Raw genomic sequence first — 15,444 nt, 5'->3', positions numbered from 1 at the left:
CTGTGGAATGCGGGAACGCCACGGTGATGTTGACTTGTCCCATGGCAACACGTGCACGCGTCAGGGCCCCCGAACTCATCGGCAAGGGCGGCTGGCTCAATACAGGCGACCGGCAGTACACCTTGGCTGACCTGCGGGGACGCATCGTCATCCTCGACTTCTGGACCTTCTGCTGTGTGAACTGCCTGCATGTTCTCGACGAGCTGCGCGAGCTGGAGGAGAAGCACCGCGACACCGTCGTGATCATCGGCGTGCACTCGCCGAAGTTCGTGCACGAGGCGGAACACCAGGCCGTCGTGGACGCGGTCGAGCGGTACGAGGTGCACCACCCGGTCCTCGACGACCCCGAGCTGGCCACCTGGAAGCAGTACGCCGTACGCGCCTGGCCCACGCTCGTCGTCATCGACCCCGAGGGCTATGTCGTCGCCCAGCACGCCGGTGAGGGCCACGCCCACGCCATCGAGAGGCTGGTCGAGGAGCTGGAGACGGAGCACGCGGCGAAGGGCACCCTGCGACGCGGGGACGGGCCCTACGTGGCACCGGAGCCGGTCGCCACGCATCTGCGGTTCCCCGGCAAGGCGCTGCTCCTCGCGGACGGCGGCTTCCTGGTCTCCGACACCACCCGGCACCGGCTGGTCGAGCTGGACCCGGACGGCGAGACCGTGCGCCGGCGCTTCGGGACGGGCGAGCGCGGGTTCACCGACGGCGGGGCCGACCAGGTCCGCTTCAGCGAGCCGCAGGGGCTCGCCCTGCTGCCCGACGGACGGATCGCGGTCGCCGACACCGTCAACCACGCCATTCGGGCCCTCGACCTGACGACCGGGACCACGACCACCCTCGCCGGCACCGGTCGCCAGTGGTGGCAGGGGGCGCCCACCAGCGGCCCGGCCCGCGAGGTGGACCTCTCCTCGCCGTGGGACGTCGCCTGGTTCGACGGCCGGCTGTGGATCGCCATGGCCGGGGTGCACCAGCTGTGGACGTACGACCCCGAGGACGGCACCGTACGGGTTGCCGCCGGGACCACCAACGAGGGCCTGGTCGACGGGCCCGGCACGGAGGCGTGGTTCGCCCAGCCGTCCGGGCTCGCGGCCACCGAGGAGCGGCTGTGGGTCGCCGACTCGGAGACGTCCGCGCTGCGCTGGGTCGACCGGGAGGGCGCCGTGCACACCGCCGTGGGCACCGGCCTCTTCGACTTCGGCCACCGGGACGGCGCCGCCGAGCAGGCCCTGCTCCAGCACCCCCTCGGCGTGACCGCCCTGCCCGACGGGTCCGTTGCCGTCTGCGACACCTACAACCACGCCCTGCGCCGGTACGACCCGGCGAGCGGCGAGGTCACCACCCTGGCCACGGACCTGCGGGAGCCCAGCGACGCCGTGCTGGTGGACGGCGACCTCGTCGTCGTGGAGTCCGCCCGGCACCGGCTGACCCGGCTGCGGCTGCCCGAGGAGGCGGTACGCGTCGCCGAGCAGGCGCACCGCACCCAGCGGGCCGCCACCGAGGTCGCCCCCGGAGCGCTCCGGCTCGACGTCGTCTTCCAGGCACCGGCCGGGCAGAAGCTGGACACCCGATACGGCCCCTCGACGCGGCTGCTGGTCTCCTCGACCCCGCCCGGGCTGCTGGCCGAGGGCGAGGGCGCGGGCACCGACCTCTTCCGTGACCTCGTCCTCGCGGACGGCGTCACCGAGGGCGTCCTGCACGTCTCCGCGATGGCCGCGTCCTGTGACGACGACCCGGCGAACGAGTACCCGGCCTGTCACGTCCACCAGCAGGACTGGGGCGTCCCGGTCCGCGTCACGAAGGACGGCGCGGCCCGGCTGCCGCTGGTCCTCGCGGGGATGGACGCCTAGGGGGTGTCCGCCGTCAGGCGGCGGGTCGCCTCGGTGTGGCGGCGTACGTGGTCCGGGCTCGCCGTCACCCGGAGCAGCGCCTCCAGGGCCCGGACCGCGCCCTCGTCGTAGCCGGCGCGCTCCGCCTCCGCGGCGGCCTGGTCCAGGAGCCGGATGCCCTCCTGCTCCGCGCCCAGGGCGAGGCGGGCCTCGCCGCTGACGGACAGCAGCAGCACCCGGCGGGCCGCCTCCTCGTGCTCGGGGCCCAGGTCGAATGCGGTCCGGGCGGAGTCCAGGGCGTCCTGCGGGCGGCCCGCTGTGAGCTGCATCCGGGCCAGGTGCTGGAGCGCCAGCATCTCGGTGTGCGCGTCGGGCTCCTCACGGGCCAGTTCGAGGGCCCGCTCGCAGCCCTCCGTCGCCACGTCCAGGCCGCCCTGCTCGGCCTGGACGATGGCCAGGTTGATCAGCGCCGTCGCCTCGCCGAGCCGGTCCCCCGCCTGCCGGGCGAGACCGGGCGAGGGCTCCAGCGTGGCGACCGCCTCACCGGTCCTGCCCTCCTCCGTCAGCACCCAGCCGAGCAGATTGCGGACCCGGGACTCGGCGTACGGGTCCTCGCGGGCGACGGCCGCCGCCAGGGCGAGTTCCAGCATCGGGGTCCAGCCGTCCCGGACCCGCCAGACCACGTGCGGCCACTGGAGCAGGATGATCCGCCACGCCCGGTCGTCCAGCCCGGCGGACCGGGCCGCGGCGGCCGCCAGGGTCAGGTCCTCGCGTTCGGTGGCCAGCCAGTTCATCGCCTCCGCCCGGTCCGTGAAGTCCCGGGTCGCGGCGGGCGCGTGGAAGCCGTCGGGCAGCACGAAGCAGGGCTCCCCGCCCGGTTCCGCCGTGTCGGCGGCGGCGAGCGCGGTCGCGATGTAGTGGTCCAGCACCCCGACGAGCGCGTCCGGCGCCGCCGCCGGGTCGAGTCCTCGCGCGTACAGCCGCACCAGGTCGTGGAGTATCCAGCGCCCGGGGCCCGCCTCCGTGACCAGATGGGCGGCGGCCAGCCGTTCCAGCGCGGCCCCGGCGGTGACCGGATCGCTGCCGGCGAGCGCGGCGGCGGTGTACGGGTCGAAGTGGCTGCCCGGGTGGTGGCCGAGCCGGCCGAGATGGTGGACGGCGTCCGGCGGCAGCTGCTGCACGGTGAGCCGCAGAGCCGCGGACACGCCGGTGTCCTCCACGTCCAGATAGGACAGCCGGCTGCGCTCGTCGGCGAGTTCACCGGCCATGGCGGCCAGCGTCCACTGCGGGCGGCCCGCCAGCCGGGCCGCCGTGACCCGCAGCGCGAGGGGCAGTCCGCCGCAGAGCTCGGCGAGCCGCCTGGCCGCCACCGGTTCCGCGAGGACCCGTTCCTCGCCGAGCACCCCGGCCAGCAGCGCGGTGCCGTCCGTCGGTTCGAGTATGTCCACCGGGACCGGGACGGCCGCGTCCGAGGCGATGAGACCGTCGAGCCGGTGCCGGCTGGTGACCAGCGTGACGCAGTCCGCGCCGCCCGGCAGCAACGGCCTGACCTGCGCGGAGTCCCGGGCGTTGTCCAGCACGACGAGGAGGCTGAGCCGGTCCGTGAGCGAGCGGAACAGCGCCGCCGCCCCGGCCGCGGACTCCGGCACCCGGCGGGGCGCGACACCCAGCGCCAGCAGGAACTCCCGCAGCACTTCGAGCGGGGTCGGCTCGGCGGTCTCCCCGAATCCGCGCAGATCCGCGAAGAGCCGCCCGTCCGGGAAGGCGGCGGGGGACCGGCGCGCCCAGTGCAGCGCCAGCGCGGTCTTGCCGACCCCGGCCGGCCCGGTGACCAGACAGACGGGCGCCTCCCCGGCCGCCGCCCGCGACAACGCGGTCAGCTCGGCCCCCCGCCCGTGGAACCCGCGCGGCGCGCGCGGCAGCAGATCGGCGGGTACGCCTCCGGCGGTGTATGGGGAGGGCGACACGTGCGCCGGCGGGACGGCCTGCACCGTACCGGCCACGCCGGGCAGGACGGCCTGCGTGGTGGCCGTCCCGGCGGACGGCTGCGGTCCGCCGGGCGCCGCGCCGGGACGGGTGTCGGCGGAGGGGGCGCAGGGCAGCGGCGGACCGGCTGCGGCAGTGCGCCCGGAAGCGACGGGCCCACCGGGGCCGCCCTCCCCGCGCAGAATGCGCGCATACGCGTCCGCCAGCTCCCGGCCCGGATCGATGCCCAGTTCGTCCGCGAGCAGGCGGCGGGTGCGGTGGAAGCAGTCCAGGGCCTCGGACTGACGGCCCGAGCGGTGGAGGGCGGTCATCAGGGCCGCCGCCAGGGATTCGCGCAGGGGATGGGCGACGGCCTCCGCGCGGAGCACCGCCGCCGCGCGGTGATGCTCGCCCAGCTCCCCGTACGCGCGGGCCAGCTGCTCCACCGTCGAAAGGCGGGACTCCTCCAGCGCGTGGGCGGCCGCCTGGAGCGGGGCGCTCGCGAAGGCGCCGGTGAGGGCGGGGCCCTGCCAGAGCGACAGGCCCTCCTTCAGCATCAGCACCGTGTCGGCGGGGTCCCGCTGCTCGCGGGCCAGCATCAGCAGTTCCTCGAACCGCTGGGAGTCCAGCAGGGTTTCGGGCACCCGGAGCACATACGCGTCGCCGAGCGTCGCCAGCTCGACCCCGTACGCCTGCGCGTCCGCGCCGACCAGCAGGGCGCGCAGCCGGGACACATGGCCCTGGATGACCGTGCGGGCGTGGAGCGGAGGCTCCTCGTCCCACAGGCAGTCGGTCAGCCGGGCCATCGACACGGGGGTGTTGGCGTGCAGCAGCAGGGCGGCGAGCAGGCTGCGGCGCTTGGCGGGGCCGAGGGGCAGCGGCCCGGTCAGCGTGTCGACGCAGACGGTGCCGAGCAGCCGGAACTCCACGAGCGGCTCCCCTTCGGGGTCTGACGCGCCCGGTTCCGGGTCACGGACAAGTGCCCAGAATATCGGGGATTCCGCCGTGGTGTTCCGGGGGTGTGGCCGGATCGCCCCCGGTCACAGGTGCCGTTCGTCGTCCGAGACGACCGTCGTGGTGGGCGGCACGACCATGCGGCGGCGCCGGATGACGCTCGCGTAGACGAAGACGCCGATGACGCCGACGATCATCATGATCCAGCCGACCAGGTCGACGTTGACGCTGTCCATGTGCCAATCGGTCGCGAAGGCCAGGATGGCCCCCACCCCGATGAGGAGAATGCATCCGCCGAGTCCCATGAGTTCCGCCTCCCAGGCGGCCCGGGACCTCCGGGCCGTGTACGGAGCGCGTACCCTGCCCGGCAACGAGCATGCCTGGGCGGGAGGTTGACGCGGCCTCCCGCCCCGGGCGTCAGCCGGCCAGGAAGGCCGCCAGCGCGTTCGCGAGGAGGTACGGGTCGTCCGCGCCGCACAGCTCACGGGCGCTGTGCATGGACAGGATGGCGACGCCGATGTCGACGGTCTTGATGCCGTGCCGGGCGGCGGTGATCGGGCCGATGGTCGTGCCGCAGGGCATCGCGTTGTTGGAGACGAACGTCTGCCACGGCACGCCCGCCTTCTCGCAGGCAGCGGCGAACACGGCCCGGCCGCCGCCGTCGGTGGCGTACCGCATGTTGACGTTGACCTTGAGGATCGGTCCGCCGTTGACGACCGGGTGGTGCGTCGGGTCGTGGCGCTCCGCGTAGTTCGGGTGGATCGCGTGGCCGGTGTCGGAGGAGAGGCACACCGTGCCGGCGAAGGCACGGGCGCGGTCCTCGTAACCGCCGCCCCGGGCGAAGACCGAGCGCTCCAGGACCGTGCCGAGCAGCGGCCCGTCCGCGCCGGTGTCCGACTGCGAGCCGTTCTCCTCGTGGTCGAAGGCGGCCATCACCGGGATGTACGGCAGCTCCGAGTCGGGCTGTCCGGCGACGGCGGCGAGCGCGGCGGTCGCCGCGTGCACCGAGAGCAGGTTGTCCATGCGCGGCCCGGCCAGCAGCTCGCGGTCGCGGCCCAGGTAGGCGGGCGGCTCGACGGGGTGCGGCATCAGGTCCCAGCCGGTGATGTCCTCGGCCTCGACGCCCGCCTCCTCGGCGACGAACCGGATGAGGTCGCCCTCCTCGACGTCTCCGAGCCCCCAGATCGGCTGCATGTGCTTCTGCCGGTCCAGCTTGAGCCCGTCGGGGTTGGCCGACCGGTCCAGGTGCACGGCGAGCTGCGGGACGCGCAGCAGCGGGCGGTCGATCGAGACGAGCCGGTCGCTGCCGTCACGGAGCGAGATCCGGCCGGCGAGACCGAGGTCGCGATCCAGCCAGGTGTTGAGCAGGGTGCCGCCGTAGATCTCCACGGCGATCTGGCGCCAGCCGTATGCGCCGCTGTCCGGAAGCGGCTTGACCCGGAGGTTCGGCGAGTCGGTGTGCGCGCCGACGATCCGGAACGGGGTGTGCGCCTGCGCGCCCTCCGGCACGTACCAGGCGACGATCGCGCCACCGCGCAGCACGTACTTGCCACCGGCGGTCCCGTCCCAGGCCGCGGTCTCCTCCACCTGCCGGAATCCGGCCTTCTCCAGGCGGGCGGCGGCGGTGGCCACGGCGTGGTACGGGGAGGGTGAGGCCATCAGGAAGGCCATCAGATCGTCGGTGTGCCCGCGGTCGAAGCGGAGGGAGGAACTCATGTTCTTCACTGTAGCCAGACGTGGCCGAAAGGATTCCCTGTCGCCCCCCGGCCCACCGCGCCCATCATGCGGCCGCCGCCCCCGGAAACGGATCCGGGGGCGGCGGCCGGCAGACGTGCGGAGCGGCTCCTAGAAGGCGGCCTCGTCCAGCTCCATCAGGGAGTTGTCGACGGACTCGGCGAGCGCGCGCTCGGCGCCGACGCCCGGCAGGATGTTCGCGGCGAAGAACTTCGCGGCGGCGATCTTGCCCTGGTAGAAGGGGACGTCCTTCGCGGAGGCGGTCGGCAGCTTCTCGGCGGCCACGGCCGCGCCCTTGAGCAGCAGGTAGCCGACGACGACATCGCCGGAGGCCAGCAGCAGGCGGGTGGTGTTGAGGCCCACCTTGTAGATGTTCTTGACGTCCTCGCCGGTCGCGGTGAGGTCGGTGATCATCGTGCCGACGATCGCCTCCAGGTCCACCGCGGCCTTGGCGAGGCTGTCCAGCGCGCCGGACAGCTCCTCGTGGTCCTGGGCGCCCGCGAGGAACTTCTTGATCTCCTCGGAGAGCGCGTTGAGCGAGGCGCCCTGGTCGCGGACGATCTTCCGGAAGAAGAAGTCCTGGCCCTGGATGGCCGTGGTGCCCTCGTACAGGGTGTCGATCTTGGCGTCGCGGATGTACTGCTCGATCGGGTACTCCTGGAGGTACCCGGAGCCGCCGAACGTCTGGAGCGACTGCGCCAGCTGCTCGTACGACTTCTCGGAGCCGTAGCCCTTGACGATCGGGAGGAGCAGGTCGTTGAGGCCGTGCAGCGCCTTGGCGTCCTCGCCCGCGGCCTCCTTCTCCTGGATCGCGTCCTGGACGGAGGCGGTGTAGAGGACGAGGGCGCGCATGCCCTCCGCGTACGCCTTCTGCGTCATCAGCGAGCGGCGCACGTCGGGGTGGTGCGTGATGGTGACCTTCGGCGCGGCCTTGTCCATGAACTGCGACAGGTCGGTGCCCTGGACGCGCTCCTTGGCGTACTCCAGCGCGTTCAGGTAGCCCGTGGAGAGCGTGGCGATGGCCTTCGTGCCGACCATCATGCGGGCGAACTCGATGATGCGGAACATCTGGCGGATGCCGTCGTGCTTGTCGCCGATCAGCCAGCCCTTGGCGGGGTGGCGGTCGCCGAACGTCATCTCGCAGGTGTTGGACGCCTTGAGGCCCATCTTGTGCTCGACGTTCGTCGCGTACACGCCGTTGCGCTCGCCCAGCTCGCCGGTGGTCCAGTCGAAGTGGTACTTCGGGACCAGGAAGAGGGAGAGGCCCTTGGTGCCCGGGCCCGCGCCTTCGGGGCGCGCCAGCACGTAATGGAGGATGTTCTCCGACATGTCGTGCTCGCCCGAGGTGATGAAGCGCTTCACGCCCTCGATGTGCCAGGAGCCGTCCTCCTGCTCGACGGCCTTGGTGCGGCCGGCGCCGACGTCGGAGCCGGCGTCCGGCTCGGTCAGCACCATCGTCGAGCCCCACTGCTTCTCGACGGCGATCTCGGCGACCTTCTTCTGCGCCTCGTTGCCCTCCTCGAAGAGGATGCCGGCGAACGCCGGGCCCGAGGAGTACATCCAGACGGCCGGGTTGGAGCCGAGCAGCAGCTCCGCGTAACCCCAGATCAGGGAGCGCGGCGAGGTGGTGCCGCCGATCTCCTCCGGCAGGCCCAGGCGCCAGTACTCGGACTCCATGAACGCCTGGTACGACTTCTTGAACGTGTCGGGGACCGGCGCGGTGTTGGTCTCCGGGTCGAAGACCGGCGGGTTGCGGTCGGCGTCCGCGTAGGAGTCGGCGAGCTCGTTCTCGGCGAGGCGGGCGACCTCGTCGAGGATGCTCTTCGCGGTGTCGACGTCCATCTCCGTGAACGGTCCGGTGCCGTACAGCTTGTCGCGCCCGAGGACCTCGAAGAGGTTGAACTCGATGTCGCGGAGATTCGACTTGTAGTGCCCCATGGGAAGGCTCCGTAATCAATAGCAGTGGCGCGCAGCGCCCCGTGGAGGGGTGGCCCGGACATATCAGGTGACCTCTACGATGATGCTACCCGTCAGTAATAAGACGCAACCCCCTGAGCCCCGGATGTGGCCGATTACTCTTTGTTCCATGTACGGCTACGACCAGAACCAGGGCGCGCAGCAGCCGATGGGGGGCGGCTACGGCGAGCAGCCGCTGTACCCCGAACCCTCGCCGCCGTCGTTGGGTGACGCGGTACGGGCCTTCACGACCGGCTCGCTGGCCGCCGAGGACTTCCAGCAGATCTTCGCGACCTCGAAGGTCTACTGCCCGCGCGGCGACAATCCGGGCTTCCTCGCGCTGCACAACACCCAGCAGCCGGTGATCCCGATGTTCACCACGCTCAAGGAGTTGCGGCGGTACGCGGGCAAGGACTCCAAGTACTTCGTGATCACCGGCGCCGAGGTGATCGACCTGCTGCCCACCGGCTACGGCTTCGTCCTGGACATGGAGGGCGAGCACCGGATGGTCTTCGACGCCAAGGCCGTCGAGCAGATGGTCGACTTCGCGATGCGCCGCATGTACGGCTAGGCCCTGCCGCGCAGGCGGCTGATCCGCCTCCTGAGGCTTCCGGAAGGGGCCCGTACCGCTCTCGGTACGGGCCCCTTCCGGCTCTCCCGGGGCGCGCGGGAATGAGGGGCGCCTTGCAGGATGTTCACCATTCAACTAAATTGACGGCAGTACCGTCCCCCGGAGGTGGCTCCCATGCCCGCAGTGACCGTCGAGAACCCGCTGACCCTGCCCAAGGTGGCCGCTTCCGGCGACGCCGCGGCCCGTCCCGTGCTCGCCGTGACCACGGCGCCGAGCGGCTTCGAGGGCGAGGGCTTCCCGGTCCGCCGCGCCTTCGCGGGGATCAACTACAAGTACCTCGACCCGTTCATCATGATGGACCAGATGGGTGAGGTGGAGTACGCGGCGGGCGAGCCGAAGGGCACGCCCTGGCACCCGCACCGCGGCTTCGAGACCGTGACCTATCTGATCGACGGCAGCTTCATCCACCAGGACTCCCACGGTGGCGGCGGCACCATCGGCAACGGCGACACCCAGTGGATGACGGCCGGGTCCGGGCTCCTGCACATCGAGGCGCCCCCGGAGTCCCTGGTCATGTCCGGTGGCCTCTTCCACGGCCTCCAGCTCTGGGTGAACCTGCCGAAGGCCGACAAGATGATGGCCCCGCGCTACCAGGACATCCGCGGCGGCCAGGTCCAGCTGCTCGCGTCCCCGGACGGCGGCGCGCTGCTCCGGGTGATCGCCGGTGAGCTGGACGGCCACGAGGGCCCCGGCATCACGCACACCCCGATCACGATGATCCACGCCACCGTGCGCCCCGGCGCCGAGGTGACGCTGCCCTGGCGCGAGGACTTCAACGGCCTCGCGTACGTGCTCGCCGGGCGCGGCACCGCCGGTGCGGAGCGCCGCCCGGTCCACATGGGCCAGACCGCCGTCTTCGGCGCCGGCTCCTCACTGACCGTGCGCGCCGACGAGAAGCAGGACGGGAACGCCCCGGACCTGGAGGTCGTCCTGCTCGGCGGCCGTCCGATCCGCGAGCCGATGGCGCACTACGGGCCGTTCGTGATGAACAGCCAGGCCGAACTGAAGCAGGCCTTCGAGGACTTCCAGGCCGGCCGCCTCGGCACCGTGCCCGCCGTCCACGGCATGTGACCAGCCCTCCCGCCCCCGCCGCCGGTGTGTGACGCTCCGTCACTCGTACGGCGGCGCGGGCGGGACACCGCTGCCCGGCCGTGATCGGCTGGCAGGGTGCAGACCCCGAAGCCACTCCTGCCCGACGGTGCCCGGCGGACCGCCGCCTGGTGCGGCGTCGTCCTGCTGGTCACCGGTGTCGCCGCCGTCGCCGTCTGGCTGTGCATCATCCTCAAGACCGCCGTCACCCCCGTGTTGCTCGCCCTGCTCGGTACGGCGCTGCTCGGCCCGGTCCACCGCCGGATGACCACCCACGGGGTGAACCGCTCGCTGGCCGCCGCGGTCACCTGCGCGGTCCTGCTCGCCGTGGTCGGCGGCGCCGGCTACATCGTCGTCGCCGCGCTGGTCGAGACCGGTGACCAGATCGTCCAGTCGCTGAAGGACGCCGGACAGTGGGTGGTCGACCACTCCCAGGTCGCGGACGACATCGATGTGAACGACCTGGAGGCCAGCGGCCGCAAGCTGGTCGAGAAGTTCGGCGCCACCGCCGCGGGCGGGCTGCTCACCGGCATCAGCGTCCTCGGCTCCCTCGTCGCGACCAGCGTCCTCGCCCTGCTGCTGACCTTCTTCTTCCTGCGCGACGCGGACCGCGCCGCGAACCTCGCGCACTCCCTCGCCCCGCGCGGCACCGGCGACATGGTCGAGGCGATGGGCCGGCGGGCCTTCGAGGCCGTCGAGGGCTTCATGCGCGGGACGACGCTCATCGCCCTGATCGACGCGGTCTGCATCACCGTCGGGCTGCTGATCCTGCGGGTGCCGGGCGCGGTGGGGCTCGGCGCGCTGGTCCTCGTCGGCGCCTACATCCCGTACCTCGGGGCGTTCATCTCCGGTGCCGTCGCCGTGCTGGTGGCCCTCGCGGACCGGGGGTTCGCGATCGCGCTCTGGGCGCTCGGCGTGGTCCTCGCCGTCCAGGTGCTGGAGGGCCACATCCTGCAGCCGATGATCCAGAGCCGTACGGTCCAGATGCACCCCGCGATGATCCTCATCGCCCTGACGGCGGGCGCGAGCGTCGCGGGCATCCTCGGGATGCTGCTCGCGGTCCCGCTCTGCGCGGCGGCCTTCGGCATCATCGGCGAACTCCGCAAGGGCGGGCGGGCCGCGCCGGAGGCTCAGGACGGCTGACGAGGGTCTTTCCTTTGGAACATGCCGGGCTCGCGGACCCGGCCATGATCGGCTAGTCCAGGTCCAGGCCGGGGAAGTCCGGTTCCGGGTGCTCGGCCTCGTTCAGCTCGAACCAGATCGACTTGCCCGCACCCCGCGGATCGACGCCCCACTTGTGCGCGAGCATCTCCATCAGCACCAGGCCACGGCCGCTGGAGGCCATCTCGCCGGGCCGCCGCTTGTGCGGCAGCTCGTCGCTGCCGTCCGACACGTCGACCCGCAGACAGCGTTCGCCCGGCGTCCCGGTCGCCTGGGCGACCATCAGCGCGTCCCCGTCCGTGTGCACCAGGACGTTCGTGGCGACCTCGGAGAGCAGCAGCACCGCCGCGTCGACCTGGTCCGCGTCCGCCCAGTCGTGCAGCAGCTCCCGCAGCAGCTGCCGGGCCGTGGAGATCCGCTCCGGTTCGGCCTGGGCGATGGACAGCGCGGTCCGCCGGGGTGCGGGCGAGGAGGTGACGGAGCCCTCGCGTCGCAGCAGCAGCACCGCGACGTCGTCCTCGCGCCGGTCCGCGAGCGGCCCGGTCGTGTAGTGCGAGCCCGGTCCGTGCACCGCCTGCACCAAGGCGTCCGCCAGCTTCTCCAGGTCGCCGGTGTGCCGCTCCAGGATCGGCCGGAGCCGGACCCAGCCGGTGGCCAGGTCGTGGCCGCCCGTCTCGATCAGCCCGTCCGTGCAGAGCATGATCGTTTCCCCGGCCTCCAGCACGAACCGGGTCGTCGGATAGTCCGCGTCCGCCTCGACGCCCAGCGGCAGCCCGCCCTCGGTCTGCCGGATGACGGCGGTGCCGTCGGCGGTCATCACCACCGGGTCCGGGTGCCCGGCCCGCGCGATGTCCAGCACACCGGTCTTCGGGTCCGCCTCCGCGTACAGGCAGGTCGCGAAGCGCGCGGCCGTGGAGTCGTCGTCCTCGCCCGGGTCGGTGAGGCCGGAGAGGAAGCGTGAGGCGCGTGCCAGCACCGCGTCGGGGCGGTGTCCCTCGGAGGCGTACGCGCGCAGAGCGATCCGGAGCTGGCCCATGAGGCCCGCCGCCCGCACGTCATGGCCCTGGACGTCGCCGATCACGAGGGCGATACGGCCGCTGGGCAGCGGGATCAGGTCGTACCAGTCGCCGCCCACCTGGAGGCCGCCGCCGGTCGGCACATAGCGCGCCGCCACGGTCATGCCCGGGATGCCCGGGCCCAGCGACGGCATCATCGTGCGCTGGAGGCCCAGCGACAGCTCCCGCTCGGTGTCCGCCGCGCCCGCCCGGGCCAGCGCCTGCGCGAGCATCCGGGCCACGGTCGTCAGCACCGACCGCTCGTCCGGCGAGAACGCCACCGGGTGCCGGAAGCCGGCCATCCAGGTCCCCATCGTGCGCCCGGACACGATCAGCGGCAGAAAGGCCCAGGAGCGGCGCCCGAACCGCTGGGCCAGCGGCCAGGTGGCGGGGTAGCGGGCCCGGTACTCCTCCGGCGTGGGCAGATAGATCGCCCGGCCCGTCCGGACGACCTCGGTGGCCGGGTAGTCGGTGTCCAGCGGCATGTCGGTGAAGGGGCCCTCGTCGCTGAGGGAGTGCCCGTGCTGCCCGACGACCGTCAGCCGCTCGCCCTCGACGCCGAAGACCGCGAGGCCGTCCGGCGAGAAGCCGGGCATGGAGAGCGAATAGGCGACCCGCAGCACCTCCGTGGTGGACCCGGCCTCCGCCAGGGCCCGCCCCGCGTCCAGCAGGAACGCCTCGCGGGAGCGCCGCCAGTCGCCGGTGATGGCGGTGTGCGTCCCGGCGGTGCCCGGCGGGGGCTCGGCGACCTCCTGGAGCGTGCCGATGAGGACGTAGTCCTCGCGGCCCTCGCCGGCCGGGACCGGCTTGGAGCGGCTGCGCACGATGCGCAGGACCCGGCCGCTGCCGTCCACGATGCGCAGCCGGGCCTCGGCCAGGGTGCCCTCCGCCACGGCAAGGCCGACCACCCCGGCGATCTCGTTCCAGTCGACGGGGTGGAAGCGGGAGCGGACCTCCGACTCGCGGAAGACGCCGGGCTCGGCGGGCAGCTCAAGGAGACGGGCGGCCTCCGCGTCGAGCGTGACCGTCCCGGCTCCGTTGTCCCAGCGCCACAGCCCGGTCGCGGTCGCGGCCAGCACATCCTCGGTGCGCATTGCCCCACTTTAAACCGGCATGCGTGGCGAGGGCACGGGTGCCGGTCCGCGGACGATCTTGGCGCGGACAATGACAATGAAACGCTCCGGTCGCGGGCGGTAGCCTGGGAGGGCTGAATTTCCCCCAACCGCGAAGACTGGATGAACGACGATGCATCGGTACAGGTCCCACACCTGCGGCGAGCTCCGCGCCTCTGACGTCGGCACCGACGTCCGGCTGAGCGGCTGGCTGCACAATCGCCGAGACCTGGGCGGCATCCTCTTCATCGATCTGCGCGACCACTACGGTCTCGTGCAGCTCGTCGCCCGCCCCGGCACCCCGGGCAACGAGGCCCTGGCGAAGCTCACCAAGGAGACCGTCGTCCGGATCGACGGCAAGGTCTCCGCGCGCGGCGCCGACAACGTCAACCCGGACCTGCCGACCGGCGAGATCGAGATCGAGGTCTCCGAGGTCGAGGTGCTGGGCGAGGCCGGCCCGCTGCCCTTCACGATCAACGCCGAGGACGGCGTGAACGAGGAGCGGCGCCTGGAGTACCGCTTCCTGGACCTGCGCCGCGAGCGCATGCACCGCAACATCATGCTGCGCTCCGCCGTGATCGCCGCGATCCGCTCCAAGATGGTCGCCCTCGGCTTCAACGAGATGGCGACGCCGATCCTCACCGCGACCTCCCCCGAGGGTGCCCGTGACTTCGTCGTCCCGTCCCGGCTGAACCCCGGCAAGTTCTACGCGCTGCCGCAGGCCCCGCAGCAGTTCAAGCAGCTGCTGATGATCTCGGGCTTCGACCGCTACTTCCAGATCGCGCCCTGCTTCCGCGACGAGGACGCCCGCGCCGACCGCTCGCCCGGCGAGTTCTACCAGCTCGACGTCGAGATGTCCTTCGTCGAGCAGGAGGACGTCTTCCGGCCGATCGAGAAGCTGATGACCGAGCTCTTCGAGGAGTTCGGCAACGGCCGCCACGTCACCTCGCCGTTCCCGCGCATCCCGTTCCGCGAGTCGATGCTGAAGTACGGCAACGACAAGCCGGACCTGCGCGCCAAGCTGGAGCTGGTCGACATCTCCGACGTCTTCGCGGACTCGGAGTTCAAGGCGTTCGCCGGCAAGCACGTCCGCGCCCTTCCGGTGCCGGACACGGCGGGCCAGTCCCGTAAGTTCTTCGACGGCCTCGGCGACTACGCCGTGCAGCACGGCGCCAAGGGCCTCGCCTGGGTCCGCGTCGGCGAGGACGGCACGCTGGCGGGACCGATCGCCAAGTTCCTCACCGAGACCGACGTCAAGACGCTCACCGAGCGCCTCTCGCTCGTCCCGGGCCACGCCGTCTTCTTCGGCGCCGGCGAGTTCGACGAGGTCTCCAAGATCATGTCCGCCGTCCGCGTCGAGGCCGCCAAGCGGGCCGGCCACTTCGAGGAGGGCGTCTTCCGGTTCTGCTGGGTCGTCGACTTCCCGATGTACGAGAAGGACGAGGAGACCGGCAAGATCGACTTCTCCCACAACCCCTTCTCGATGCCCCAGGGCGGTCTGAAGGACCTGGAGGAGAAGGACCCGCTGGACATCCTCGCCTGGCAGTACGACATCGTCTGCAACGGCATCGAGCTGTCCTCCGGCGCCATCCGGAACCATGAGCCCGAGCTGATGATCAAGGCGTTCGAGATCGCCGGCTACGACCGCGAGACCGTGGAGCGCGAGTTCGCGGGCATGCTCAAGGCGTTCCGCCTCGGCGCCCCGCCGCACGGCGGCATCGCCCCGGGCGTCGACCGCATCGTGATGCTGCTCGCCGACGAGCCGAACATCCGCGAGACGATCGCCTTCCCGCTCAACGGCAACGCGCAGGACCTGATGATGGGCGCGCCCACCGTCCTGGAGGAGACCCGCCTCCGCGAGCTCAACATCCAGCTCCGCAAGCCGGCCGCGCCGGCGAAGGACGCGCAGAAGTAGCTCCGCCCGTTTCACGTGAAACAGCCCCCGGCCGCCACTGGTCGGG

The 15,444-nt window shown here is 72.1% G+C and carries 10 protein-coding genes; 5 read left to right on the top strand and 5 right to left on the bottom strand.

The window, feature by feature from the left end; all coding sequences use genetic code 11:
• Positions 1–41 precede the first annotated feature (41 nt).
• Positions 42–1,847: a thioredoxin-like domain-containing protein gene (locus ACFZAT_RS16580; RefSeq protein ID WP_391264935.1), complete on the top strand. Its 1,806-nt coding sequence runs from the start codon at positions 42–44 to the stop codon at positions 1,845–1,847.
• Here the strand turns inward: ACFZAT_RS16580 and ACFZAT_RS16575 are convergent.
• The 4 genes from ACFZAT_RS16575 to ACFZAT_RS16560 form a co-directional block, all read right to left on the bottom strand.
• On the bottom strand, positions 1,844–4,720 hold the full coding sequence (locus tag ACFZAT_RS16575; protein ID WP_391264933.1) for a BTAD domain-containing putative transcriptional regulator: 2,877 nt from the start codon (positions 4,718–4,720) through the stop codon (positions 1,844–1,846). The genes ACFZAT_RS16580 and ACFZAT_RS16575 overlap by 4 nt on opposite strands.
• Positions 4,721–4,831: 111 nt before the next feature.
• Positions 4,832–5,050 (bottom strand): DUF6458 family protein, encoded by a 219-nt coding sequence (locus ACFZAT_RS16570; RefSeq protein WP_073966566.1) that lies wholly within the window; start codon positions 5,048–5,050, stop codon positions 4,832–4,834.
• A 112-nt stretch (positions 5,051–5,162) separates the two neighbouring features.
• Complete coding sequence (locus ACFZAT_RS16565) at positions 5,163–6,461, bottom strand: M18 family aminopeptidase (RefSeq protein ID WP_391264929.1); 1,299 nt, start codon at positions 6,459–6,461, stop codon at positions 5,163–5,165.
• 129 nt (positions 6,462–6,590) lie between these two features.
• A complete protein-coding gene (locus ACFZAT_RS16560; RefSeq protein ID WP_391264927.1) occupies positions 6,591–8,417 on the bottom strand; it encodes an acyl-CoA dehydrogenase C-terminal domain-containing protein in 1,827 nt (608 codons plus the stop codon).
• A 148-nt stretch (positions 8,418–8,565) separates the two neighbouring features.
• Here ACFZAT_RS16560 and ACFZAT_RS16555 point away from each other — a divergent pair, with 148 nt between their 5' ends.
• The 3 genes from ACFZAT_RS16555 (at position 8,566) to ACFZAT_RS16545 (ending at position 11,298) form a co-directional block, all read left to right on the top strand.
• Positions 8,566–9,006 (top strand): SseB family protein, encoded by a 441-nt coding sequence (locus ACFZAT_RS16555; RefSeq protein WP_073966564.1) that lies wholly within the window; start codon positions 8,566–8,568, stop codon positions 9,004–9,006.
• 174 nt (positions 9,007–9,180) lie between these two features.
• A complete protein-coding gene (locus tag ACFZAT_RS16550) occupies positions 9,181–10,137 on the top strand; it encodes a pirin family protein (RefSeq protein ID WP_391264924.1) in 957 nt (318 codons plus the stop codon).
• Between the two features lie 96 nt (positions 10,138–10,233).
• Positions 10,234–11,298, top strand: a complete 1,065-nt coding sequence (locus tag ACFZAT_RS16545) for an AI-2E family transporter (protein WP_391264921.1) — start codon at positions 10,234–10,236, stop codon at positions 11,296–11,298.
• A 52-nt stretch (positions 11,299–11,350) separates the two neighbouring features.
• Here the strand turns inward: ACFZAT_RS16545 and ACFZAT_RS16540 are convergent, their stop codons facing one another.
• Positions 11,351–13,465 (bottom strand): SpoIIE family protein phosphatase, encoded by a 2,115-nt coding sequence (locus ACFZAT_RS16540; protein ID WP_391264919.1) that lies wholly within the window; start codon positions 13,463–13,465, stop codon positions 11,351–11,353.
• 151 nt (positions 13,466–13,616) lie between these two features.
• Between ACFZAT_RS16540 and aspS the strand changes: the two genes are divergently transcribed.
• Positions 13,617–15,398 (top strand): aspartate--tRNA ligase, encoded by a 1,782-nt coding sequence (gene aspS / locus ACFZAT_RS16535; RefSeq protein WP_391264916.1) that lies wholly within the window; start codon positions 13,617–13,619, stop codon positions 15,396–15,398.
• Positions 15,399–15,444 lie beyond the last annotated feature (46 nt).

The sequence above is a fragment of the Streptomyces sp. NPDC008163 genome (genome assembly GCF_042956885.1).
Lineage (GTDB): Bacteria > Actinomycetota > Actinomycetes > Streptomycetales > Streptomycetaceae > Streptomyces > Streptomyces drozdowiczii_A.
Note: the sequence above shows the minus strand (reverse complement) of the source record. Positions and strands in the feature narration are given on the sequence as shown.